Annotated in this window: 18 protein-coding genes and 2 pseudogenes; 8 read left to right on the plus strand and 12 right to left on the minus strand. The window is 42.3% G+C overall.

Annotated elements, in window-relative coordinates; genetic code table 11:
• The 4 genes from HT678_RS11600 to HT678_RS09395 all read right to left on the minus strand — a co-directional run.
• The coding region (locus HT678_RS11600) for a YSIRK-type signal peptide-containing protein (RefSeq protein WP_240153454.1) at positions 1–4977 on the minus strand (4977 nt) is incomplete at its 3' end.
• 419 nt (positions 4978–5396) lie between these two features.
• Positions 5397–6194, minus strand: a complete 798-nt coding sequence (locus HT678_RS09385; RefSeq protein WP_000881143.1) for a Nif3-like dinuclear metal center hexameric protein — start codon at positions 6192–6194, stop codon at positions 5397–5399.
• Positions 6181–6858 (minus strand): tRNA (adenine(22)-N(1))-methyltransferase TrmK, encoded by a 678-nt coding sequence (locus tag HT678_RS09390; RefSeq protein ID WP_172924892.1) that lies wholly within the window; start codon positions 6856–6858, stop codon positions 6181–6183. Before HT678_RS09390 ends, HT678_RS09385 begins: the two co-directional genes overlap by 14 nt.
• A gap of 100 nt (positions 6859–6958) precedes the next feature.
• The gene (locus HT678_RS09395) at positions 6959–9295 is read right to left on the minus strand and encodes a cation-translocating P-type ATPase (RefSeq protein WP_025172077.1); all 2337 of its coding nucleotides are present in this window, start codon (positions 9293–9295) and stop codon (positions 6959–6961) included.
• Between the two features lie 132 nt (positions 9296–9427).
• Between HT678_RS09395 and HT678_RS09400 the strand changes: the two genes are divergently transcribed.
• Positions 9428–10177: a 1-acyl-sn-glycerol-3-phosphate acyltransferase gene (locus HT678_RS09400; RefSeq protein ID WP_016569651.1), complete on the plus strand. Its 750-nt coding sequence runs from the start codon at positions 9428–9430 to the stop codon at positions 10175–10177.
• A 272-nt stretch (positions 10178–10449) separates the two neighbouring features.
• On the opposite strand, the gene HT678_RS09405 is transcribed toward HT678_RS09400, so the two are convergent.
• Both HT678_RS09405 and rpsO read right to left on the minus strand, forming a co-directional pair.
• Complete coding sequence (locus HT678_RS09405; RefSeq protein WP_000531724.1) at positions 10450–11082, minus strand: CadD family cadmium resistance transporter; 633 nt, start codon at positions 11080–11082, stop codon at positions 10450–10452.
• Positions 11083–11888: 806 nt separating this feature from the next.
• On the minus strand, positions 11889–12158 hold the full coding sequence (gene rpsO, locus HT678_RS09410; RefSeq protein ID WP_001018251.1) for a 30S ribosomal protein S15: 270 nt from the start codon (positions 12156–12158) through the stop codon (positions 11889–11891).
• A gap of 205 nt (positions 12159–12363) precedes the next feature.
• Between rpsO and HT678_RS11605 the strand changes: the two are divergent.
• Positions 12364–12723 (plus strand): annotated as a pseudogene (locus HT678_RS11605) (hypothetical protein).
• Positions 12724–13058: 335 nt separating this feature from the next.
• Complete coding sequence (thrS, locus tag HT678_RS09415) at positions 13059–15002, plus strand: threonine--tRNA ligase (RefSeq protein ID WP_000608343.1); 1944 nt, start codon at positions 13059–13061, stop codon at positions 15000–15002.
• Positions 15003–15048: 46 nt separating this feature from the next.
• Here the strand turns inward: thrS and HT678_RS09420 are convergent, their stop codons facing one another.
• Both HT678_RS09420 and HT678_RS09425 read right to left on the minus strand, forming a co-directional pair.
• On the minus strand, positions 15049–16023 hold the full coding sequence (locus HT678_RS09420; RefSeq protein ID WP_000887963.1) for a sensor histidine kinase: 975 nt from the start codon (positions 16021–16023) through the stop codon (positions 15049–15051).
• Positions 16016–16693 carry a response regulator transcription factor gene (locus HT678_RS09425; RefSeq protein WP_000548991.1) on the minus strand — a complete coding sequence of 226 codons (678 nt, stop codon included), beginning with the start codon at positions 16691–16693 and terminating at the stop codon, positions 16016–16018. Before HT678_RS09425 ends, HT678_RS09420 begins: the two co-directional genes overlap by 8 nt.
• A gap of 154 nt (positions 16694–16847) precedes the next feature.
• Here HT678_RS09425 and HT678_RS09430 point away from each other — a divergent pair.
• Positions 16848–17921, plus strand: a pseudogene (locus HT678_RS09430) (DUF2974 domain-containing protein).
• 208 nt (positions 17922–18129) lie between these two features.
• Here HT678_RS09430 and HT678_RS09435 read toward each other — a convergent pair.
• Together HT678_RS09435 and HT678_RS09440 are read right to left on the minus strand one after the other, a co-directional pair.
• A complete protein-coding gene (locus HT678_RS09435) occupies positions 18130–18567 on the minus strand; it encodes an Rrf2 family transcriptional regulator (RefSeq protein WP_001166796.1) in 438 nt (145 codons plus the stop codon).
• Between the two features lie 75 nt (positions 18568–18642).
• Entirely contained in the window at positions 18643–19485 is an 843-nt protein-coding gene (locus HT678_RS09440) for a metallophosphoesterase family protein (RefSeq protein ID WP_000160952.1), read from the minus strand.
• Positions 19486–19596: 111 nt separating this feature from the next.
• Here HT678_RS09440 and HT678_RS09445 point away from each other — a divergent pair, with 111 nt between their 5' ends.
• Positions 19597–20247: a metal-dependent transcriptional regulator gene (locus HT678_RS09445; protein WP_000188523.1), complete on the plus strand. Its 651-nt coding sequence runs from the start codon at positions 19597–19599 to the stop codon at positions 20245–20247.
• Positions 20248–20411: 164 nt separating this feature from the next.
• Positions 20412–20831, plus strand: a complete 420-nt coding sequence (locus HT678_RS09450) for a hypothetical protein (RefSeq protein ID WP_000789565.1) — start codon at positions 20412–20414, stop codon at positions 20829–20831.
• A gap of 31 nt (positions 20832–20862) precedes the next feature.
• Here the strand turns inward: HT678_RS09450 and dtd are convergent, their stop codons facing one another.
• On the minus strand, positions 20863–21306 hold the full coding sequence (gene dtd, locus HT678_RS09455) for a D-aminoacyl-tRNA deacylase (protein ID WP_172924894.1): 444 nt from the start codon (positions 21304–21306) through the stop codon (positions 20863–20865).
• 29 nt (positions 21307–21335) lie between these two features.
• Complete coding sequence (locus tag HT678_RS09460) at positions 21336–23558, minus strand: bifunctional (p)ppGpp synthetase/guanosine-3',5'-bis(diphosphate) 3'-pyrophosphohydrolase (protein ID WP_050207829.1); 2223 nt, start codon at positions 23556–23558, stop codon at positions 21336–21338.
• A gap of 496 nt (positions 23559–24054) precedes the next feature.
• Here HT678_RS09460 and HT678_RS09465 point away from each other — a divergent pair, with 496 nt between their 5' ends.
• Together HT678_RS09465 and HT678_RS09470 are read left to right on the plus strand one after the other, a co-directional pair.
• Positions 24055–24216 carry a hypothetical protein gene (locus tag HT678_RS09465; protein ID WP_166727910.1) on the plus strand — a complete coding sequence of 54 codons (162 nt, stop codon included), beginning with the start codon at positions 24055–24057 and terminating at the stop codon, positions 24214–24216.
• A 225-nt stretch (positions 24217–24441) separates the two neighbouring features.
• Entirely contained in the window at positions 24442–25071 is a 630-nt protein-coding gene (locus tag HT678_RS09470) for an MBL fold metallo-hydrolase (protein ID WP_050971287.1), read from the plus strand.
• Positions 25072–25207: the final 136 nt, after the last annotated feature.

The raw sequence follows: 25207 nt of genomic DNA on the forward strand, positions 1-25207 counted from the left end.
TTTATCCTCAGTTAGTTTATTTTTCGCTGTAGTTGTCGCTGCGGTTGTTACGGCATCTTCTGCCGCTTTCAAGGCTGCTTTGGCTGCGTTTACTTTCGCTAGCTCTGCTTGTACAGCTTCTGGTGCCGCATTGTCGTCCGCTATTACTTTTTTCGCTGCTTCCACTGCTTTATCCGCCGCTTCTTTTGCTTTAGTATATGCGTCAACTTTGCTTTGTGGCTTGTCATCTGTAGTTGGTTGACTTGCTACTTCGCTTGCTAAGTCGTTATTCGCTTGCGTTAGAGCTGTCTTGTCTGCTGGTTTCACCACATACGTTACTCTTACGTTTTCTGTACTTTGATCTGTATAAGTAACAACAACGTCAAGAGTATGGTTCCCTACTGTAGTTGGATACTGTGTTCCTTCTTTCAGTACAGCTGATGCTTTGTTAGCTACATCTACAGCAGCAAGTAACTCTGCATTTGTAGGATTTTCACCGATTACTTTTGTAATCGTCTTAGTCGTCGGAGCTGTGTGTTCTGGAATAGGATGATTTTGGTTATTTGCTTGAGATTCAACATCGCCATTTCCTCTAGTAGAGGCTGTTGTGATATTTGTATTCCTGTTCACTTTTGTATAGTCAAGTGTAACCTTACCATTTGCTAGACTGATACCATCTGGTAAGGTTGTTGAAGAGCTCCAATTATTTCCTCGTTTAACCAGTGTTACTGTGGCATTGGTATTTTGTTTGTTCTTATAAGTTAAGGTCACTTTTTCTGCATCTGTCGGTAATGTAACTTCTACATCTCCATTTTGACGTGTAGCACTAGTTGTTGCACTCGGTTGTTCAAACTTAGCCTTAATTCGTTTAGTCTCTGAAATTTTCGTTGCGCTAGAAGCTTTTACCGCAACTTCCGTCCCGTCTTTTACTAAACTTTTTGGAAGGGTAAAGCTATTGCCACTAGCTGTAATTCCTGCAACAGCACTCCATCCTTGATCAGTTTTTCTAAAATGTTGTGTTTCTGAACGATTACTAGTTTGATTATGATAAGTCAAATCAAACTCAGTAGCTTCCTGCGGTACAGTAATTACAACCGAACCATCTGGTTGGGCTATACCACTTACATCCTCTAATCTTCCTAAAACCTTAGTAGTAGCTGCTATACTAAAGTCAGAGCCGTCCTTCTGCTGCTTAACTGTAACTGTTGAACCTGCTTCTGCTGTTTCAGCTTGGATTAGGATTTTGCCCAGTCCATTTTCATCATTTATAATCGAAATTGTGCTATCTGCATTGGCGTCATCCTTATTCCAGTTGCTACCAGTTTTAGTAAAACCAACAGTTTTTTCTTGTCCAGTAGCATTTGTATACGTAAGCATAACCTTAGTAGCTTCGTCTTGACCTACCATTGATGTTACCGTTAGAGTTTCTTTATCTTGTGAGATAGTTGGAGATTGAGGCGCTTGGACCGTCACTTTTGTAACCAAGTCATCTCGTGAGATAAACTTACTTTCTGATCCGTCCTGACTTGTAACAGTTGCATTTCCATCGCTATCCACTGTAACAGTCGCTCCTGGGTTAGCAGCTTGTAGAGCCTTCTTAATCTTTTCAATATCTGAAGAATTTAGTTTCTCTGGATCGGTTACAGGTACTTTCTGCTCTGGGTTGACTAACGGTTTACGGTTCTTTGCAGCTTCTTTTTGCTCTTCTGTCAGCTCCAACAAATCTTTGTGGGAAATCAAGCCACTTGTTCCATCTGGTTGTACAACATAGGCATCTCCATTTTGCCCAACGTTTACAGTAGCACCAGGATTTTTCTCCTGAACCTTCTGAGTAATCTTCGTCAATTCCTCTTTGGTTAGCTTATTTGGATTAGCTACCTTCACTTTTTCAGTTGGTTTTTGGATTTCTTTTGGAGAAGTCGAATCATCTGCAGAATCTGCTTGCCCATTTTGTTTCACAAAATCACTGACAGCAGCTTCTTCCTCTTGTCCATCCGGTCTGGTCACCTGAACCTTACCATCATCTGTTATTTCAACTTTAAATCCTGGATTAGCATCTTCAATAGCTTTTTTTAGCTTATCTTTCTCGGTTTGATTTAGACTACCTGGATTTTCAACGGTAACTTTTTCTGCTGGGCTTACAAAGTCACGGCTAACTTCTGTAGGAAGTTCTAGTTTAAGCGATTCTGATAGTGGTGATACAAGATAGTCTAAAACAGGTTCATCTGTACCTTCCTTAACCACTGCCGTAACTAGACGAAGTTCCTCATTCCCCACCAATTCTTGTCTATACTTATCAGGAGTAAACTCAACTGTTCCATCCGCCTTAACATCACCACTAGCAAGAATAGTATAGCCAGTAGCTTTTTTAGGCTTATTATCAGAAGCACCTGTGCCTACAGCATCCACATCATTCCCACCTTTAACCAAGAAGGTTTTCAGTTTTGCTTTATCAGGAATATTTGCTGCTTCTCCTTTTGTTCCAGAGTTTGCTTTGATGACCGGTTTTCCTGTAGTCTTTCCTTTCAAACTCTCAGCTGTTGTTTCAAAAGTCGGTTTCGTAAATGGAATGTATAGATAGAGTTTTTCTGTATTTTTTAGATTATCTGCGGTTGTAACCGTAACAGTAATTTGATGGATACCTGAATTGTCTTTTTTAATATCTCCTGTTAATGGCATCGTACTAGTTAGAGGACCAACCTGATTCATTTCACCATGAACCAAGCCTGTTTTTTCTAAATTAGTTACTTCAATATTTTTGATAATCTGGCCAGCAGGGACTTGAACCAGTACTTGTAGTTGTTTTTCAGTATAATTGTCACGATATAGTGCTTTATACTTACCTTCCTCAAAGCTAGGAGCTGCTCCGCCCTCTCCACTTTGTCCAAACCCAATACGAATCTGACTCCTATCGTAGTTGGCTTCTTTAGCATCTGATGATTCAGACTCTAAGAGTGAAGTTCGCTTGCCTTCTGCAGTCAAATAAGACTGATCTGAAACACGTGACTTGACAGTATAAGAACCTTTTGTAATAACAACATTTTTGAAGGTTGCATTTCCATCATCACCAGCAATACTGGTTGCTACTTCTTTTCCGTCATGGTAGAGAACCATCTCTACACCTTTGGTTCCGTTAGTTGCAGTGATATCCTTTATCGTCCCTGCTTGCTTTTGCAAATCAGTATTTAAACTTGGTTTTTTCGGTTTCACAACAAAATTTAACTGAACCAATTCACCAGAACCGTCAGCAAAGATTCGCTCTACAAGATAAGATTTCACTCCCGGAGTATTGACGATAGTCTTTGCAACCTCTTGGTTGTTTTCAACTTTGACACCATCCTTAAAAAGATTATAAGAAGTTGGATGTGATTCAGCATTATCCCCTACCTTATCCCTATTTTTAAAGTAAGATTCAAGGTCAATGCCTCCATCGCTTTTAGCAATTAAAGATGAAGAGGTACCTGGAGTTGTTGATACATTATTATTTCTCGGCTGCCAAATTTGCCCTTGTACAATCTGATAGTAGCCATTCCCTTCCAACTGAGCCGGATACTTCTCAGCCTGGTCTCCTTCACCGGCAGCTCTACCGTACCACTGATTGACTAGCAAGCGATTAACTGATTTCCCTGACAGCCTAAACCCTTTAACACCCAAGGCGTAATAGAGATTACGGAAAGTCGTATCTGGGGAAGTCGTCTCAAAGGTCAAATGGTAGCTATCATCACGTCCTCCGTCCAAAGAGAAGGTGTAGACTTTCTCGGTTTCATTTTTGATACCAGAGTATTTAGAAGCTGCCTTTTTCTCAACTTCAGTTGGGAAGTTTTTATCAGCATGGTAGTAGAAACCTTTCTGCACCCACCAGTTAACTTCTTCCTTGGCTAAGCCATCCAGACTATCCGTCCGATAACCATAACCTCCACTTTTTGCTGCCGCTCCTGTTGATGCAACAGTCCCCTGCTTTTCATCACTAATTCCATCAGCTGATTGTAAGGCCTTTAGAATTTGATCCTCTCCGTTACCTGCATCTCCACTAGTAGCAGTGGTGCCACCAGTCCTATGATCATAACGAGAAATAGTTACTGAGTTTGCTTTTACAGTGTGGTTTTTAGGTAGGGTAAACCAAAAAGTATTTGATAAGTAGTGGTGTGGACCCCGTCCTACTTTTCCCTTATTGATATCAATCTCCCATTTAAAACCAGTTTCTGTTTTCTTGACTATCCCGTAGATAAAATCTTTCGCTTCCGGAATACGAAACTCTTTTCCGTCCCAATATGCTCTTGAACGTTGCGAACCATAGACATAGGTTCCACGGGCATAAGGTGAACCTGCATGTCCATCTTCTAAAAAGTAGTTGATCCCATCTACATAAGCATTACTTGGCACAGCTATGTAGCCTGAAGGAACTTCTTGTCTGCTTCCTCTTGAACGAGGTTGAATCGCTGTTGTCACCGGAGTGTTTAACGGTTGTTCATCCTGTTCTGTATCATCCTCATCATCGTCAAGTGGAATAGGGTCATAGTCAGACTGGCTGTCTTTGAGCACCCGAGGCTGAAGGACTCCAGTGCTGCTTGTTTTGGCTGCTATCGTGTCAGCAGATCCTGCCCTTTTCTCTCTCACCTGAGAACTTTCTTGAACAGACTCTGGCTGGCTAGAGTCTACTCCAGTAGTTTTAGGGGCAGCTACTGTCTGTCCTTGATTAGATCCTTCCGCTGACCTCCCTTGCCCTTTTATCTCCTTTGTGATCTTGCCTTCAGCAAGTTGCTCAAGTACAACCTCCTTCGACTCTCCCTCATCCGACTCCTGCAGAGCCCCATCAGGGTTACCATCAAATCCAGCGACCACGTCATTAGTTGTAGCTGAAGTGACTGTCTCACTCGCTGCTACTGCACCGTTGGCAAAAAACATCAATGCGGCAACCGCAACACTGGCGGCACCAAAGTGGTACTTACGAATGGAGTAACGGAAGACCTTTTCTCTGTTAGACTTTCTAAAATCCATAACTCTTTCTCCTTAAAGATATGATTGAAGAGAACATGTCATTTTCCTCTTCAATTGACAATAATATTAAATAGCAACTTACGACTATTTACCCCACTATACCTCCTATGAAGAGTATACAGTCTAGTAGCAATTATACCACCCCCCCCCCCCCCGAATTTTGCAAGGAAAAACATTTAATTTTTTCTGTTTTTAGAGTATTTTATGGTAAATTGTTATCTTTCTAATTATATGTATTGGATTTTTTGATTAAACTGCAAAAAACGAGGACTATTGTATTTTTTTATTTATAAAATTTCGGGTATAAGTTTTACAAAAAAATCCAGTCTCAACAATGTCTCAGAATCACATTTGTACTAGTGTAGTTTCAGTTTACCATAATTATACTAGTACAATTTTTCATTGTCTTCACCTTCTAACTAGATATGATGGAAAGGATTGGTCGATGCTTGGCTAGGTAAAATCTCTAGTTCCCAGCCTTTTTCCTCTTTCCATTGAGTAAGGAGTGCTGCGATTTTTTCCACAAACAGCACTTCGATATAGTGACCTGGATCCAATGCCAGCAAGCCATCAGACAACATATCCTGGGCAGTGTGGTAGTAAATATCACCAGTGATATAGACATCCGCTCCTTTAGCTAAAGCATCCTTATAGAATGACTGCCCGCTTCCACCACAGATGGCCACTCTTGAAATAGGCTTCTGCAAATCTCTCTCTTGATAATGCACCATTCGAAGGCTATCTAGGCCAAAGACTTGCTTGACACGCTGGGCCAAGTCCCAAAATGTCTGAGGCTGAATATTCCCAATACGACCAATTCCACATTCTGGACCTGTTTCCTGAAGATAAGTCGTCTCATCAATGCCTAGCATCTGGCAAAACCAGTCATTGAGCCCATTATCAACGATGTCAATATTGGTATGGCTGACATAAACTGCAATGTCATGCTTGATGAGGTCAATGTAAATCTGATTTTGCGGACGGCTGGCGACCAAGTCCTTGATGGGACGGAAAATCGGCGCGTGCTTGACAATAATCAAGTCCACACCCTTTTCAATGGCTTCAGCCACCGTTTCTTCACGAATATCGAGAGCCACCATGACCCTTTGGATATCCTTGTCCAAAGTGCCGATTTGCAGACCACGACTATCGCCCTCCATGGAAAATTCCTGAGGGCAAAAGGCTTCATATGCGTTAATTACTTCACTTGCTAGCATGGAGAACCTCCTTGATGGCTTGAATTTTATCTACTAGAACTTGACGTTCCTCCAGATTTTTTTCTGGAATTTGTCCGAGGGCAAACTCTAGCTTAACAGCTTCTTTTTGCCATTTTTGGACAAAGACTGGACTGACCTCTTTGCACAAGAAAGGTCCAAAGCGAACATCAATGGCTGATAGCTTCATTTGTCCTGCTTCCACCACCAAAATCTCGTAAAACTTGCCAGCTTCTTCTAGAATGCTTTCTGCCACAATCTGAAAACCATTGTCTTGCGACCAAATGCGCAAGTCGTCTTCACGATTATTGGGCTGGAGAATCAAACGCTCTACGTTAGCTAACTTGTCCAAGCCTTCTTCTAAAATCCTAGCAATCAAACGGCCGCCCATCCCTGCGATGGTAATGACAGACACTCGGTCTTCCTCTTCAAAAGCTGCCAAACCATTGGCTAAACGGACTTGGATTTTCTCCTTTAACCCGTGACTTTCAACATTTTTGACTGCAGATTGGTAGGGCCCGTCCACCACCTCACCTGCAATGGCACTTTTGATTTGTCCTCTCTCAACCAACTCGATGGGCAGATAAGCATGATCACTTCCCACATCTAATAAAATGGCTCCCTGTGGTACAAAGGAAGCTACCAATTCTAATCTCTTTGAAATCATCTTCTCTCACTTTCCAAACTCTATTACCTCTTATTATACCACATTTCGGCTGGCAATCTTGTACCTAAAAAGACCGCAATCCACAGATTGCAGCCTTTCTTTATTTTCTGGCTTGATAGCGACTAGTCAGGATGAAAATCACGGTAAAGACCAACATCATGATACCATAAACAGGTAGCGTTTGTCCTGTAAGTGTCGAAATTTCAAGCAATTTTTGAATTCTTGGGAAGAGAGCTGTGGCTAGGAAGCCTCCTACTGACCAAACAATCAAGAGGACACGCCATAGGGTAAATGGCATGCAGGCTCTAAATACGGATAAGAAACCAATAGACCCAAGCAGATAATAAAGTAGGGTTGAGATTTCTATCTCAGACCAACCTTGACTCGCTCCAAATATTTTCACAAACAGGACGCTGAACACAACCATGAGAGCACTTGGTAGAGCACGAAGCATGGATCTTCTGAGGAAATTTGGCTCAACAGGTTTGATATTTCGCTCAAAAGTCAGAACGAATGGTGGGAAACCTTCCACAAACTGGTCAATCATAGTAATCTGGATTGGAATGAAGGGGAAAATCAAGATCCATTCAGACCGTCCCAGAAGAGCACTGGCGATACAGATAACTGCGAGCAAGAATGAGTAGATGGTCTTTATCAAGAAAATCGGGGCGATATGGGCAATGTTATTGACCACACGACGACCTTCAAAGAGAATCTCAGGAACATCATTAAAGTCTGAGTTCAAGAGAACCAGATTGGCAATCTGACGAGTCGCTGGATCTCCCTCAGCCATTACGATGGAACAATCTGCCTCACGAAGGGCCAAGATATCATTAACCCCGTCCCCTGTCATAGCCGTTGTATGTCCTGATTTTTTCAGCGTTTGGATGATGAGTTTCTTTTGATGAGGGGAAACACGTCCGAAAATAGCTGTCTCCTCCGCCATGGCCATCAATTCCTCATCGATGATTTTCGAACAATCTACATAGCTATGGTAGTCCGCAAAACCAGCCTTCTGGGCAATGCTGGACACCGTAACGGGATTGTCACCAGAGATAATTTTGAGGCCCACTTCCTGAGAACGGAGATAGTCCAGCGTCTCTGCTGCTCCCTCTCGAATAGGGTCCAAGATTTCCAACAAGGCCAGAGCCTGAATATCAGAAGGTTTCTGTGGTTTGTGATGGTCTAATTTCTCCTGACTGAGAGCTAAGACCAAGACACGTGAACCTCTCTCCAAGGCCTCTCTGGCTTCTGGGACTTCAGAGTCCAGCAACATCTCAGGTGCCCCTAAGAAAACTGTCCCCAAACATTCTAACTCCATGGCTCCCCACTTGCGGTCGCTGGAGAAGGGAAGCTTGGAAATCATAGGATAAGTAACTTCTCCCACAAAACGCTGTCGAATGGCTTGGGCAGTTGGATTCTTATCCTCACTATGAGCCATATAGCTGGCCAAGATGCTAGCAAGCGCTGACTCTCCATACTCTTCGGTCAAAGGAAGAACAGCCTCCACCTGCATCTTTCCTTGAGTGATGGTACCCGTCTTGTCCAGACAGAGCATATCCACGCGCGCCAAGGTCTCAACAGAGTACATCTCCTGCACCAAGACCTTTTTCAAGCCCAGCTTAATCACTGCAGCCAAGAGCGAAGTAATGGTCAAAAGGGCAATTCCCTTGGGCAACATTCCCAGAAGTGCTGTCGACGAGTTTACAACGGAAGACTTGAGAGGCAGGCCTTTTAAAAGCAAGGCTTCTAGCAAGAGAGCTAGACCAAAAGGAATGATAATCTTCCCAGTAAAACCAGCTAGCTTGTCCAGCGATTTCATGATACGAGAGTTGATGGGTTTAACGGTCTTGGCTTCCAGCATGAGTTTGGCAGCATAGTTCTCAGATCCAACATGGTGAACTTGAGCTGAAACTGCCCCACTGGCTAAGAAACTTCCTGACAAAAGCAAGGCATCCACTTCCTTTTGTACCAAATCACTTTCCCCCGTCAACATGGCTTCATTGACTTCCGCAAAGCCTTCCAAAACTAAGGCATCACTGGGAATCTGCTCTCCAGCAGACAGACGAATGACATCTCCTAACACCAATTCTTCAGGATTCAGAGCCACTTCTTGGCCATCACGAATAGTCTTGACCTTTTCCTTGGTCATGAGATTGAGCCTGTCCACCATGTGTTTGGCCCGTAGCTCGGTCACAATTCCAGAAAAAGCGTTAAAGCAGATAACAGCAAAGAAGACCAGATTGCTCCAAGCCTGCACAAAGGCAAGGGCCAAAGCAATGGCAAAGTTCAAAGCGTTAAAAAGGGTAAAGACATTTCGTTTGATGATTTGCCAAGTGCTGGTACTGGCCGAAGCAGTAAAATCATTGACCAAGCCCTTAGTCTGTCTTTCCTTGACTTCTCTTTGGGTTAATCCCATAATCTTATTTTTATCCATAAATTCTATCATATCATTTTTTCTAAAAGAATTCTAATCTCATCCCAAATATGCATCTAGTCAAGGGAAAAGTTTGCCAGCCCTCCTTTGATAAGGTATAATAATAACAAGAAAACAATCGAAGGAGATCGCATGTTTTATACTTATTTGCGTGGATTAGTTGTATTGCTCTTATGGTCCATCAATGGCAATGCCCACTATCATAATACTGATAAAATTCCTAATCAAGATGAAAATTATATTTTGGTTGCGCCTCACCGCACTTGGTGGGATCCAGTTTATATGGCCTTTGCGACCAAGCCAAAACAGTTTATCTTTATGGCAAAAAAAGAACTCTTTACCAACCGTATCTTTGGCTGGTGGATTCGTATGTGTGGCGCCTTTCCTATCGACCGTGAAAATCCTAGCGCCTCAGCCATCAAATACCCTATCAATGTTCTCAAAAAAAGTGACCGCTCTCTCATCATGTTTCCAAGTGGGAGCCGTCACTCAAACGATGTCAAGGGGGGCGTAGCTCTGATTGCCAAAATGGCCAAGGTCCGTATCATGCCGGTTACCTACACCGGTCCCATGACTTTGAAGGGCTTGATTAGCCGTGAACGTGTCGATATGAACTTTGGAAATCCAATCGATATCTCAGATATCAAGAAAATGAATGATGAAGGCATTGAAACAGTCGCCAATCGTATTCAAACAGAATTCCAACGTCTGGACGAAGAAACGAAACAATGGCACAATGATAAAAAACCAAATCCACTCTGGTGGTTTATCCGCATTCCTGCCCTCATCCTTGCTATTATACTCGCTATCCTAACCATCATCTTTAGCTTTCTCGCAAGCTTCATCTGGAACCCAGATAAGAAAAGAGAAGAACTTGCATAGAAGAAATGAACCTTGGCCAAACAGCTAAGGTTTTCATTTATATAGTAGATTGGAACTAGAATAGTACACCTCTACTTCTAAAACATTTTTAGAAATCGATTTGACTGTCCTGATCGATTTGTCCTGCTTTTGTTTCATTTTACTATATTTATAAGAATCTCCTAATCAAATCAAAAGCCACTCTACAATAGAGTAACTTTAAGATTGTCCATTTATACTCAATGAAAAAGCCCTCTGAAAATCAGAGAGCTGATTTTCAGAGGGCTAAAATCCTAGTGAAACAAAAAAATCTCCACGATCAGAAAAGTCTCTATCGTGCCATTTTCATACATGATGTATAGTCCAAGTAGAATGAATACTAAGGGCACAATGATTCGCTCGTATTTTTCAATTGTCTCGAATATTAACGGAATAGAGGATAACACCCGACTAATCTCGCAAAAGATAATTATGCCGATTACAAACACAAGCAAGGCCACGAGGGTCTGTGACCAATCTAACGAAGCAAAATAAGGTATATAGATACCTAAATTATCTCCGCCAGACGCAATTGTCAGCAATGTAACTGTCCAAAACAGTTGATTTGCCTTGCTTTGTTCTAATCTTTCAATAATTTCTTCCTCTTCTTCTTCCGCATCTTCTCCAACAATTGCAAAGCGAATCCCTAAATAGATAGGGATTAAACCAAGCAATCCAACCATCCATTCTTCAGGCACGAAATTAACGACATAAGCAGCAACTAAACTCGCCCCTACAAGTAAGCCTGTGCCTAGATATTGCCCCGCATAAATATGCCATTTCTGTTTATTCTGTGATAGCTGTGCAAATAAAATAATTAAAATAATTAAATAATCGATACTGGTAGAAATATAAACACCAATAGCAGATATGATTGTCTGTCCCATAAAAAAACCTCCTGTATTAGTCAGTAATAAATCAGCAGATTTTAGGAGAGCACAGACACATTAATTTAGCTATCGCTAGTGGGTAATGTCGAACGTAGGAAAGCATTTTACTCCTCCTCAAAACGTAGTTACAAAGTAATTTCTAACTGGAATTCAGTGACTACTTCCATGTAAAGTATAACATACTATACTTTACTTTGTAAAGAGTGGGCTCTTCTAGGGGGCTTGCAGACAGCTACTCGGCTTGAAAAGCCGAGTAACTGCGCACCTTTATGGTGTAATTAGCTGATACCATTTGAGGTTTTTGTAGTCTCCAAAATTGTTACCGATAAAACCTCAATAAAAAAGCCCTCTGAAGTCAGAGAGCTGATTTTAGCCCGGGCTAAAATCCTAGTGAAAAAGATGAAACTCCTTGTGCTCATCGAACACTGTGTCATTTCCCTATTTTCATACGGATTTTTGACGCCCTTAGCATCATGATTCTTGCTAGATCAATCGTTTATAGACGAGGCGAAGATCGTACGAAACTTTCAGTGAAACAAAAAAAATCTCCCCGAAGGGAGAAAAGCTGGTTTATTTTACCTTACAGTGCTAGGAACCGTAACCGAAGATTATACTTGAGTATAGCGAGGTAAGGTGACAACGCAAAAAAGCTACCCAATTTAGAGTAGCTTTATTATCAAGATATGCTCAATTGAACACGGCCTAAGCACTTGGCAAAAAAGATAAAATCTCCTAGAAACTGAAGTTTCTTCGTCAATTTTCCTATTTTTGCTTTGTGCTTTTGACGGCCTTTGTATCTTGAATTAGCGACGAAGTCCTAGAGAGTTGATCAACTCACGGTAACGGTTAACGTCGTTTTTACGCAAGTATGCAAGCAAGTTACGACGGCGACCGATTTTTTTCATCAATCCACGGTAAGTAGCGTGGTCTTTTTTGTGTTGTTTGATGTGTTCGTTAAGGTGGTTGATTTCCCAAGTAAGGACAGCAACTTGAACCTCTACTGAACCTGTATCACCTTCGTGACGTGCATATTGTGCAATGATTTCATTTTTTTTCTCTTTTGAGATTGCCATGATGTTTCTCCTTTTTATTTGGCTTCATCCGAGTGACAGGTTGGCATGCCTGTAACCAAGAAGAAGTTATTTGTCTTTACGACAATCCCTATTCTACCAATAACTAACTTCTTTGTCAACAGATTTACTTTCTTGTTTTAAACATGCTATAATAATCATAGCAAGAGATTTAAGTTGTCTGTTTTTTTAAAACGAGCTGATTATCATGCCTAGATTCTATTCCCATCTCCCCCACTATCTGGTCATCTTTTTCTTTTATTGGCCTCTTTATGAATTATTTTCACTGCTCTCATCCGGTCCCAATCTGCTAGGACTCATCTTCTAAATATCTTTATCTTTTCTCCGTTAGTAACCTTCATCGTTTCTCTTCTTTACGGTTACCGTTTCCCTTTTTCCCTTTTGACATTGGATTGCTCTTTTGCTTTACTATCATTTCTTTCCACGATTTTAGCATTGTCTACTTTTTAGCCTATGGAACCTTTGCTCTGGTCGGCATGGCTTCCGGTATTGGTATCAAGCATATTCTGCAAAAATGAAAAACAAAAAACTTTCACAAAATCCTTGAAAAATCTCACAATCATGCTATAATAATCCATAGAGACAAGTCACTTAGTCCCTTTCTACTAGAGAGTGCGTGGTTGCTGAGAACGCATAGAAAGACTATACTGATACTACTCTTGAGTTTTTTATGAAAACATAAAACGGTGGCCACGTTAGAGCCAATCAGAGGTGTCCCTCTCTTTTGAGGTACATAAATGAAGGTGGAACCACGTTGCGACGTCCTTTCTAGGACGTCGCTTTTTGTTTCTCTTTGCTTTTTGTTTCTCTTTATTTAAGACTGCGAAATAGGGAAACACTTCTGCTTTAGAAATAATGGATAACCAATATAAGGAGAACATCATGATTAACATTACTTTCCCCGATGGCGCTGTTCGTGAATTCGAATCTGGCGTTACAACTTTTGAAATTGCCCAATCTATCAGCAATTCCCTAGCTAAAAAAGCCTTGGCTGGTAAATTCAACGGCAAACTCATCGACACTACTCGTGCTATCACTGAAGATGGAAGCATCGAAATTGTAACACCTGATCACGAAGATGCCCTTCCAATCTTGCGTCACTCAGCAGCTCACTTGTTCGCCCAAGCAGCTCGTCGTCTTTTCCCAGACATTCACTTGGGAGTTGGTCCAGCCATCGAAGATGGTTTCTACTACGATACTGACAACACAGCTGGTCAAATCTCTAACGAAGACCTTCCTCGTATCGAAGAAGAAATGCAAAAAATCGTCAAAGAAAACTTCCCATCTATTCGTGAAGAAGTGACTAAAGACGAGGCACGTGAAATCTTCAAAAATGACCCTTACAAGTTGGAATTGATTGAAGAACACTCAGAAGACGAAGGCGGTTTGACTATCTATCGTCAGGGTGAATATGTAGACCTCTGCCGTGGACCTCACGTTCCATCAACAGGTCGTATCCAAATCTTCCACCTTCTCCATGTAGCTGGTGCTTACTGGCGTGGAAATAGCGACAACGCTATGATGCAACGTATCTACGGGACAGCTTGGTTTGATAAGAAAGACTTGAAAAACTACCTTCAAATGCGTGAAGAAGCTAAGGAACGTGACCACCGTAAACTTGGTAAAGAGCTTGACCTCTTTATGATTTCACAAGAAGTGGGACAAGGACTTCCATTCTGGTTGCCAAATGGTGCGACTATTCGTCGTGAGTTGGAACGCTACATCGTTGACAAAGAGTTGGCTTCTGGATACCAACACGTTTATACTCCACCACTTGCTTCTGTTGAACTTTACAAGACTTCTGGTCACTGGGATCATTACCAAGAAGACATATTCCCAACTATGGACATGGGTGACGGGGAAGAATTTGTCCTTCGTCCAATGAACTGCCCACACCACATCCAAGTCTTCAAACACCATGTTCACTCTTACCGTGAGTTGCCAATCCGTATCGCTGAAATCGGTATGATGCACCGTTATGAAAAATCTGGTGCCCTCACTGGTCTTCAACGTGTGCGTGAAATGTCTCTCAACGACGGTCACCTTTTCGTTACTCCAGAACAAATCCAAGAAGAATTCCAACGTGCTCTTCAGTTGATTATCGATGTTTACGGAGACTTCAACTTGAATGAGTACCGCTTCCGTCTCTCTCTTCGCGACCCTCAAGATACTCACAAGTACTTTGACAACGATGAGATGTGGGAAAATGCTCAAACTATGCTTCGTGCAGCTCTTGATGAAATGGGCGTGGACTACTTTGAAGCCGAAGGCGAAGCAGCCTTCTACGGACCAAAATTGGATATTCAAGTTAAGACCGCTCTTGGAAAAGAAGAAACTCTTTCTACTATCCAACTTGACTTCTTGCTTCCAGAACGCTTCGACCTCAAATACATCGGAGCTGATGGTGAAGAGCACCGTCCAGTGATGATCCACCGTGGGGTTATCTCAACTATGGAACGCTTCACAGCTATCTTGATTGAGAACTACAAGGGGGCCTTCCCAACATGGCTGGCACCACACCAAGTAACCCTCATCCCAGTATCTAACGAAAAACACGTGGACTACGCTTGGGAAGTAGCCAAGAAACTCCGTGACCGCGGTGTCCGTGCAGACGTAGATGAGCGCAATGAAAAAATGCAGTTCAAGATCCGCGCTTCACAAACCAGCAAGATTCCTTACCAATTAATTGTTGGAGACAAAGAAATGGAAGACGAAACAGTCAACGTTCGTCGCTATGGCCAAAAAGAAACACAAACTGTCTCAGTTGATGATTTTGTTGGAGCTATCCTAGCTGATATAGCCAACAAATCACGCGTTGAGAAATAAGAACCTAGCATAAAAGCCTCCAGTCCGGAGGCTTTTTCGTCTATTCTCACTCAAGGACTAGATTCACTTGAGCAAACTGAATCCGCGCTATCGTTCCTTTTCCGACCTCAGACTCGATACGAATCTGGTGACCCAGTTCTTCAGAAATTTTCTTAGATAGGTAAAGTCCAAGTCCAGATGACTGCTGGGTTAGGCGTCCATTATACCCTGAAAAGCCACGTTCAAAGACTCGGAGGACATCACTGTTTTTTATCCCGATTCCCGTATCCTTGATACAAAGCTCTTGCCCGTCCATATAAATCTCCAGACCACCTTCCTTGGTGTACTTGAGACTGTTTGAGATAATTTGCTCAATAACCACTAGTAGCCACTTTTTATCCGTCACGATTTCTTTATCAAGGTCATGTAGATTGACATTTAGGCCTTTTTGAATAAAGAAAAGAGCATATTTACGAATTATTTCCTTGACCAAATCCTCAATTTGAACCTGCTTTAAGACCAAATCATCATGGAAACTTTCTAAACGCAGGTACTGTAAGACTAGATTGGTATAGGAATCGATTTTGAAAATTTCCTGTTCTAACTGCTGCTTCAGTTGGCGGTCAGCTACTTCTGCAACTAAGAGTTGACTGGCTGCAATGGGGGTCTTAATCTGATGGACCCACAAGGTATAGTAATCCAGCAAATCCGTCAGTTTTCTTTCTGAATCTGACCTCTGCTGATAGAGTTCCATCTCACGCGCCTCTAATTTTTCAGCCAAGGCTCTTTCCAAAGGAGACTGAGCTTCCCTCTCCCCATAGAGAATTTCCTGACGATAGACCTGCGTTTCCACCAATATGTCCCAAGTGAAAAATAAGATGGTTACAAAGCAACACAAGAGGAAAAAGTAGAGAAAGTAAGTTCCCAAACTGGCAAATAAAAACTGAAAGAGCAAAATCAGAAATGCTAAAGCAAGCAGATAGACAAACAGACGACTACGGGAGCGCAGATAGGCTAGAAAAAATTGTTTCCAATCAAGCATGCTTCAGTCCGTACCCTATCCCTTTCTTGGTCTCGATAAATCCTACCAAGCCCTGCTCTTCCAATTTTTTACGCAAACGAGCCACATTGACAGAGAGGGTATTATCATCAATGAAAAAGTCACTGTTCCAAAGTTCCCGCATGAGGTCGTCACGCGCTACAATATTGCCTGCATGCTCAAATAACACGCGTAAAATCTGGAATTCGTTCTTGGTCAAATTCAAGACTTGCCCTTGATAATGTAAATCCATGGATTTGGTATTGAGGATAACACCAGCATATTCCAGTAAACTCTCGTCACGCCCGAACTCATAGGAACGACGCAGCAAGCCCTGAACCTTGGCTAAAAGAACCTGCTGGTCAAAAGGTTTGGTCACAAAGTCATCCGCCCCCATATTGATTGCCATGACAATATCCATAGCCTGGTCTCTCGAAGACAGAAACATGATAGGCACCTTGGAAATCTTGCGAATTTCCTGACACCAGTGATAACCATTAAACAAGGGCAGCCCAATATCCATGAGGACCAGATGAGGTTCCGATTGGACAAAAAGACTCAAAACTTCCATAAAGTCTTCTACCAAGACCACTTCAAATCCCCATTCAGAGAGCATTTTCCCGACCTGTTGACGAATAACCTGATCATCTTCTACTAGTAAAATCTTGTGCATGCGCTCCTCCTTTTCTATTATTATAACAGATTTTTCCATGCTCGAATGTCTGAAATTGAATTTGACATAGCTTGTTTTTAGCCAACAAAGTGCAACAATCCTACTAGCTAATTTGAGGGAAATTTGATAAGATAAAGAAAAGAAAGGAGTTCTTATGGCCAATATTTTTGATTACCTGAAAGATGTCGCATACGATTCCTTTTACGACTTTCCATTGAATGAGTTAGACATTCTAGCCTTAACAGAAGCTACCTACCTCTCCTTTGATAATCTGGTCTCCACAAGTCCTCAGCGACTTTTAGACCTGGCTCCTCAGGTTCCAAGGAATCCTAACATGTTGACCAGCAAAAATCGCCTCCAGCTATTAGATGAGCTAGCTCAACACAAACGCTTCAAAAATTGTAAACTCTCTCATTTTATCAACGACATTGACCCTGAACTGCAAAAGCAGTTTGCGGCTATGACCTACCGCCTCACTCTCGATACCTATCTGATTGTCTTTCGTGGGACTGATGACAGTATCATTGGCTGGAAGGAAGATTTCCACCTGACCTATATGAAGGAAATTCCTGCTCAAAAGCACGCCCTTCGCTATTTAAAGAACTTTTTTGCCCACCATCCTAATCAAAATGTCATTCTGGCTGGACATTCCAAGGGAGGAAATCTAGCCATCTATGCTGCTAGTCAAATTGAACAAAGTTTACAGGATCAAATCACAGCAGTTTATACCTTTGATGCGCCTGGTCTCCATAAAGAACTGACACAAACCGAGGGCTATCAAAGGCTAATGGATAGAACCAAGGTCTTCATCCCACAAGGTTCCATCATCGGTATGATGCTGGAAATCCCTAACCAGCAAATCATCGTGCACAGTACTACCTTGGGTGGTATCGCCCAGCACGATACCTTTAGTTGGCAGATTGAGGACAAGCACTTCGTCCAGCTGGATAAGACCAACAGTGATAGCCGACAAGTCGACACAACCTTCAAGGAGTGGGTGGCCACAGTCCCTGACGAGGAACTCCAGCTCTATTTCGACCTCTTCTTTGGCACCATTCTTGATTCTGGTATTACTTCTATCAATGACCTATCTTCCTTAAAGGCGATTGAACACATTCATCATCTCTTTGTCCAAGCGTAATCCCTCACTCCAGAAGAAAGGGAAACCATGGGACGCCTCACTCAATTATTGATTGATACCCGTTACCAAGCATGGAAGAATAGATAAAAAGCTTATGAAAAGGTAATACTCTTCGAAAATCTCTTCAAACCACGTCAGCGTCGCCTTACCGTATATATGTGACTGACTTTGTCAGTCTTATCTACAACCTCAAAGCGGTGCTTTGAGCAACCTGCGGCTAGCTTCCTAGTTTGCTTTTTGATTTTCATTGAGTATAAAAACCTTCTCATAAGCTTTTCTTGTTTTAAAGAAAAAATTACTCCTTCATCTGACTCTCTGCATCGGCCACGACTTGCTCTAAACTGGTCTGACCAAGTTCAGCCTCCATAGCCAGCTGGATTCTCTCCAATTTTTGATCCAAAACATCATGAATATGAGCTCCAACTGGACAATTTGGATTCGGATTGTCATGGAAACTGAAGAGTTGACCTGTCTTACCAAGACACTCAACCGCTTGATAAACATCTAATAGACTAATGTCCTTGAGATCCTTGACAATCTCTGTTCCCCCTGTTCCACGCGCGACTGAAATCAGCTCTGCCTTCTTCAACTGGGACAAGGTTTTTCTGATAATGACAGGATTGACCCCGACACTAGCAGCTAAAAAATCACTGGTCACCTTGCTTTCCTTCCCCTTGAGGGCAATGATTATCAGCATATGAGTCGCAATGGTAAATCTACTTGGAATTTGCATCCTCTTCTCCTTTTTACGAGACATCCCTGCCTCTACTCTTCTTTTTCTTTTATTATACCCTTTTTAGTTGTAATGTCAATCATTACCACCTTTCAACCAGGCATCTAACTCCCTATCGTATCCCTCTTTCTGGGCCAATTCTCTCAGAAATTCCTGATTATGAGTATGATGGATACCATTGACCAGACTTTCATAATAAACCTCAAAATAGGGAAGTTTCAGGTCTTTAGCCCGCTGCAATTCAGCTGCCACATCGTAGTCTACCCGTCGGAAGTTCATATCTACCAAGCCCTTGTCATCAAACTCCAAAATCATATACTGGGCCCGCAAGTCCTTCCGCAACTGAGCATCTAGAAAGAAAGGCTGCCCAATCGAACCCGGATTAACAATCAATTGCCCACCAGTACCGTAACGAAGCAACTGCTGGTGAATATGACCATAAACAGCAATATCACAAGGTGGATTGGTCACCAAGCGGTCAAAATCCTCTTGCGCTCCAGTATGAATCAACTCACGCCCCCAATTCTTATCAGGTAGATGATGGCTAATTCCCACCGTCAAAGCCCCAAACTGACGATGAAGCTGGAGTGGTTGATTGTGGAGCAATTCGATTTCTTCTAGGGAAATTTCCTCTAAAACATATTGGCACTGGCGCAAGAGATAGCGTTGACTGGGACGAGTACTATCCAATTCCTTGCGGACACCATGCCAAAGACTGTCTTCCCAGTTTCCCAAAACTCTAGCTGTAATCGGTAGTTGAGCCAACAAGTCCAAAATCCTTCTACGCCCTGTCCCTGGCATGAGAATGTCTCCCAAAAGCCAGTATTCATCCACTCCTAGCTGCCGAGCATCTGCCAAAACAGCCTCTAAAGCAGTGGTATTTCCATGAATATCTGAAAGAAGAGCTATTTTCGTCATATCCATCTCCTCGTTTTTTCTCTTGCAATAAGTATAACATAAAAAGTCACAGCTAGAGAAATCTAGCTTTTTTTGATATACTAGATAAAGATATTAGACAAGAGGAAACGAATGACCCCAAATAAAGAAGATTATCTAAAATGTATTTATGAAATTGGCATAGACCTGTATAAAATCACCAACAAGGAAATTGCTGCCCGCATGCAAGTCTCTCCCCCTGCCGTAACTGAAATGATCAAACGGATGAAGAGTGAAAACCTCATCCTAAAGGACAAGGAATGTGGCTATCTACTGACTGACCTCGGCCTCAAACTGGTCTCTGAGCTCTATCGTAAGCACCGCTTGATTGAAGTTTTTCTAGTTCATCATTTAGACTATACAAGTGACCAGATTCACGAGGAAGCTGAGGTCTTGGAACACACTGTCTCTGACCTGTTCGTGGAAAGACTAGATAAACTGCTAGGTTTCCCTAAAACCTGCCCCCACGGAGGAACTATTCCTGCCAAGGGAGAACTCCTCGTTGAAATCAATAACCTGCCACTAGCTGACATCAAGGAAGCTGGCGCCTACCGCCTGACTCGGGTGCACGATAGCTTTGACATTCTCAGTTATCTGGACAAGCACTCACTTCACATCGGTGATTCGCTCCAAGTCAAGCAGTTTGATGGCTTCAGCAACACCTTCACTATCCTTAATAAAAACAATGATTTACAAGTGAATATGGACATTGCCAAACAACTCTATGTCGAGAAAATCAACTAATTTCTCAAGTACCCCAACCAACCCTGAAAGTTTGATTTTCAGGGTTTTCTTATCTATTTTGTATATCAAAAACGATAGTAAGCGCTTCCATAATCCAACTAAATATTGTATAATAATTATATAAACTATTCCGTCACTAACAGAGGAAAAAAGGAGGTTTTATCATGAAAAACATCATATACATCAAAACCATTCAACTCCTTGTCATTGATGGAATCATGCTGGCATTTTTGACATTTAAAGAAGGGCTTACTTGGGATTGGATTTTAATTTATAGCGGTTGGCTCATTTTCTTTCATCCTGTGCTATTGACCTATCTTTCTAACCAGCTTTGTGACCACTTTAGTCAACTCTATTCCCAGATTAGACCGAGATTCTGGCGATTTGCCTTACAAATCCTCCTATGGGATAGCCTGATGATTCTCTCCTTGATATGTTTAAGTGGTACCCCACTTTTCCTTCAGGGGACTCTCCTCATCCTAGGACATCTCATCCCTTCCTATCGCACCTGCCAAATCCTGAAACAAGACTTTCCCCAAGCCTATCAAGCACCGATTTCTTTTGGAGTATTTTATGATAGATGAGAAAAACCAAGCCGGCTGGGCTTGATCTTTCTTATCTATTTTTAGTATCTAGGATAATGGTAACTGGCCCATCATTGACCAGCTCAACCTGCATATCCGCTCCAAAGATACCTATCTGAACAGGCACTTCTTGCGCTAGTTTTTGGTTGAAAACATCATAGAAGTCTGATGCCATATCAGGTTTGGCTGCTTCTGTAAAGGCTGGACGATTGCCTTTCTTGGTATCCGCAAAGAGGGTAAACTGGGAAATAGAAAGGATTTCTCCTTCAATATCTTTGACAGATAGGTTCATCCTGCCTTCTGCATCTGAAAAAATCCGAATATTGACCAGTTTTCTCACAGCATAGTCCAAATCTTCCTCTTGGCCCTCTGGTCCAACACCAACCAGCAATAAGAGCCCCTGATTGATTTTTCCCTGAACCTGACCTTCGATACTGACTTGGGCTTTTTTAACACGTTGGATAATGATTTTCATAATAGCCTTTCTAGTAAGAACTCAGACAATTAACCGTTGGTTCGTTTGACAGAGTAAACTTCTGGCACACTCTTAATCTTGTCCACAACCGTAGTCAGCGTCGAGAGGTTGGTAATGCCAAAGGACACATGGATATTGGCAAATTTCATATCCTTGGTTGGTTGGGCATTGACTGTTGAAATATTCTTGGTTGTGTTTGAGAGAACTTGCAGTACATCGTTCAACAATCCTGTACGGTTGAGGCCATAAATATCAATATGAGCCATATACTCTTTATTTGAGCTAGAGTACTGACCTTCCCACTCCACATCAAGGAGACGTTGCTCGTAGTTTTCTTGGGCGCGCAGGTTCATACAGTCCACACGGTGAATAGCCACACCACGACCCTTGGTAATGTAGCCGACAATATCATCACCAGGCACGGGGTTACAACACTTGGCAATCCGCACTAGGAGACCAGAAGCACCTTCAATGACCACACCACCTTCATGCTTGACCTTGAGGGTTTCTTTATTTTCAACCTTGACCTCGCCACCTTTGACAAGTTCTTCTGCCTCAGCCTTGGCCTTGGCACGTTCTTCTTCACGACGTTCCTTTTCAGTCAGACGATTAAAGACAGTAATAGCACCGATTTCCCCAAAACCAATGGCCGCAAAGAGGGAGTCTTCTGTCTTGTAGCTGGTCTTTTGCAGGACTTGGTCCATATGACGCTTGTCCATAAATTTATTGGCCACATAACCATTTTCTTGGAACTGGGTCATCAACATTTCACGACCCTTATTAACAGATAATTCCTTATCTTGGTTTTTAAAAAACTGACGAATCTTGTTGCGCGCCTTGCTGGTCTTGACCATATTGAGCCAGTCGCGGCTAGGTCCAAAGGAGTTGGGGTTGGTGACAATTTCAACCTGATCCCCTGTTTTGAGCTTGGTTGTCAGTGGAACCATACGGCCGTTGACCTTGGCACCAGTCGCTTTTTCACCGACTTTAGTATGGATTTCATAAGCAAAGTCAATAGGTCCTGAATCTTTTGGAAGAGAACGGACAGCTCCATCTGGTGTAAAGACGTAAATCTCCTCAGCCAGATAGTTTTCCTTAACAGAGTCCACAAATTCCTTGGCATCATCAGCCTGATCTTGAAGCTCCATCATCTCCTTGATCCAGTTCATCCCAATAGCAGACTCCTTGCTGTTAACCTGCCCCTTAACGCCTTTCTTATAAGCCCAGTGAGCCGCAACCCCGTACTCAGCCACCTCGTGCATGGCCTTGGTCCGAATTTGGAATTCAATCGGCCCTTTTGGCCCATAGACAGTCGTATGGATAGACTGGTAACCATTTGCCTTGCGGTTAGCGATGTAGTCCTTAAAGCGACCAGGCATGGGTTTCCAAAGCTCATGCACATAACCAAGCATGGCATAAACATCACTTTGGGTATCCAAAATACAACGAATGGCAATCAGGTCATAGATTTCCTCAAACCGTTTTCTCTTGTCCTGCATTTTGCGGAAAATTGAGTAAATATGCTTGGGACGACCATAAATCTTCCCTTTCAAGTGACGATCTATCGTATACTCCTCTAATTTTGTGACTACCTCATCCACCAAGGCTTCACGCTCTCTGCGCTTTTCCTTCATCATATTGGTAATCTTGTAAAACTCTGTCGGGTTGAGATAACGGAAAGACAGGTCTTCCAATTCCCATTTGACACTGGAAATCCCCAAACGGTGAGCAAGTGGGGCATAGATTTCCATAGTTTCTTTGGAAATGCGCTCCTGCTTGTCTTTTCGAAGATGTTTCAGGGTTCGCATATTGTGCAAGCGGTCAGACAGTTTGACCAAGATAACGCGGATGTCCTCAGACATGGCCATGAGCATCTTGCGATGATTTTCAGCCAACTGCTCTTCGTGAGACTTGTACTCGACCTTGCCAAGCTTGGTGACTCCGTCAACAATCACGCGCACATCGGGACCAAACTCTCTTTCCAAATCGTCCAAGGTCGCATCTGTATCTTCCACCACATCATGCAAGAAACCACAAGCTACCGTTACAGCATCCAGCTTGAGTTTGGCTAGAATACCTGCCACTTGAATAGGGTGAATGATATAAGGCTCGCCTGATTTGCGGTATTGACCACTATGACAATCCACCGCATAGACCAAGGCCTTATGGACAAAATGGACATCCTCTTCCGTTAAATATTCTTTGGTTAAAGCGACAACTTCTTCGCCTGTTAAATTCACTTCTTTTGGCATCTCTACTCTCCAATTCTTCCTACCATTTTATCACTTTTTTAAGAATATGAAAACTAGATTGGAACAGAATAAGAAAAAAATAATTCAGAATTGCTTGATAATTCTGAATTATCGGTCCATAATATACTACGAAGTTAGATTTTAAACTTAGGTGATAGAAGGAGAGATAGAAGAACGGAAACCATATTGTAACCCAAAGACTTTTTGACTTCCCCAATTCCATTGAAGATACGAAAGATAAACGGTGGAACTCGTGTCACATACACTGGTACCTTGACTGGATTTTGGAATTAATACTCAATGAAAATCAAAGAGCAAACTAGGAAACTAGCCGCAGGTTGCTCAAAGCACCGCTTTGAGGTTGTGGATAGAACTGACGAAGTCAGTAACCATATATACGGCAAGGTGACGCTGACGTAGTTTGAAGAGATTTTCGAAGAGTATAAAAATCCTCAAGATACTTTCTTCTATCCTTTAGTTTATAAGGAGAACACCTATGAAAAAAGCTGCTATTTCTATCTTTGCTCTCCTAGTGTTAGGAGTTAGCTGCCTGTTTCTATTCAGCCAGCAAAGTTATAAAAAAACAGTCGTTCAATACTATGCTAACGACCAGAACCTGCCCAATAGGATAACTTATAGTGAATATAGCGACAAATGAGAAGCCAACTACGGTGGCACTCTAAACATCACATCTATCAAACAAGCTAGTGACGGAGTTTATGCAACCTATGAAGGGCAATTGACACCTTTCCAATAGTGATAAATTGAGAACCAGCCTGTCTTCATCTAGTCATGCTGGTTTTTAAGTTCATTCTAAATCCTTACCTATTCTCCCTAACTGTGCTATACTTAATTTAGTACATTCTTTGAGATTGGAGATAAAATGAAAATCCATAAAACTGTGAATCCTGTTGCCTATGAAAACACCTATTACCTGGAAGGTGAAAAACACCTCATCGTTGTAGATCCTGGTAGTCAATGGGAAGCCATTCGTCAGACAATCGAGAACCTCAACAAACCGATCTGTGCCATTCTATTGACCCACGCTCATTATGACCATATCATGAGTCTGGACTTGGTTCGCGAGACGTTTGGCAATCCTCCTGTCTATATCGCAGAGAGCGAAGCCAGCTGGCTCTACACTCCTGTCGATAATCTCTCCGGTCTCCCTCGCCACGATGATATGGCAGATGTGGTCACAAAACCTGCAGAACACACCTTTGTCTTTCACGAAGAATACCAACTAGAGGAATTTCGTTTTAAGGTTCTACCGACCCCAGGGCACTCTATCGGTGGTGTTTCCCTAGTCTTTCCTGATGCTCACCTAGTCTTGACGGGAGATGCTCTGTTCCGCGAAACAATTGGACGGACGGATCTTCCGACTGGTAGTACAGAGCAACTCCTTCATAGTATCCAGACCCAACTCTTCACCCTACCAAACTACGATGTCTATCCAGGACATGGTCCAGCTACTACTATCGCTCACGAAAAAACCTTCAATCCTTTTTTCTAGCAAGATGATGACAGATGATGACAATCGATAGCACAATTTAATACTCAATGAAAATCAAAGAGCAAACTAGGAAACTAGCCGCAGGTTGCTCAAAGCACAGCTTTGAGGTTGCAGATAAAACTGACGAAGTCAGCTC

This window comes from Streptococcus sp. 3167 (assembly GCF_013277175.1).
In the GTDB taxonomy this organism is placed as follows: domain Bacteria; phylum Bacillota; class Bacilli; order Lactobacillales; family Streptococcaceae; genus Streptococcus; species Streptococcus pseudopneumoniae.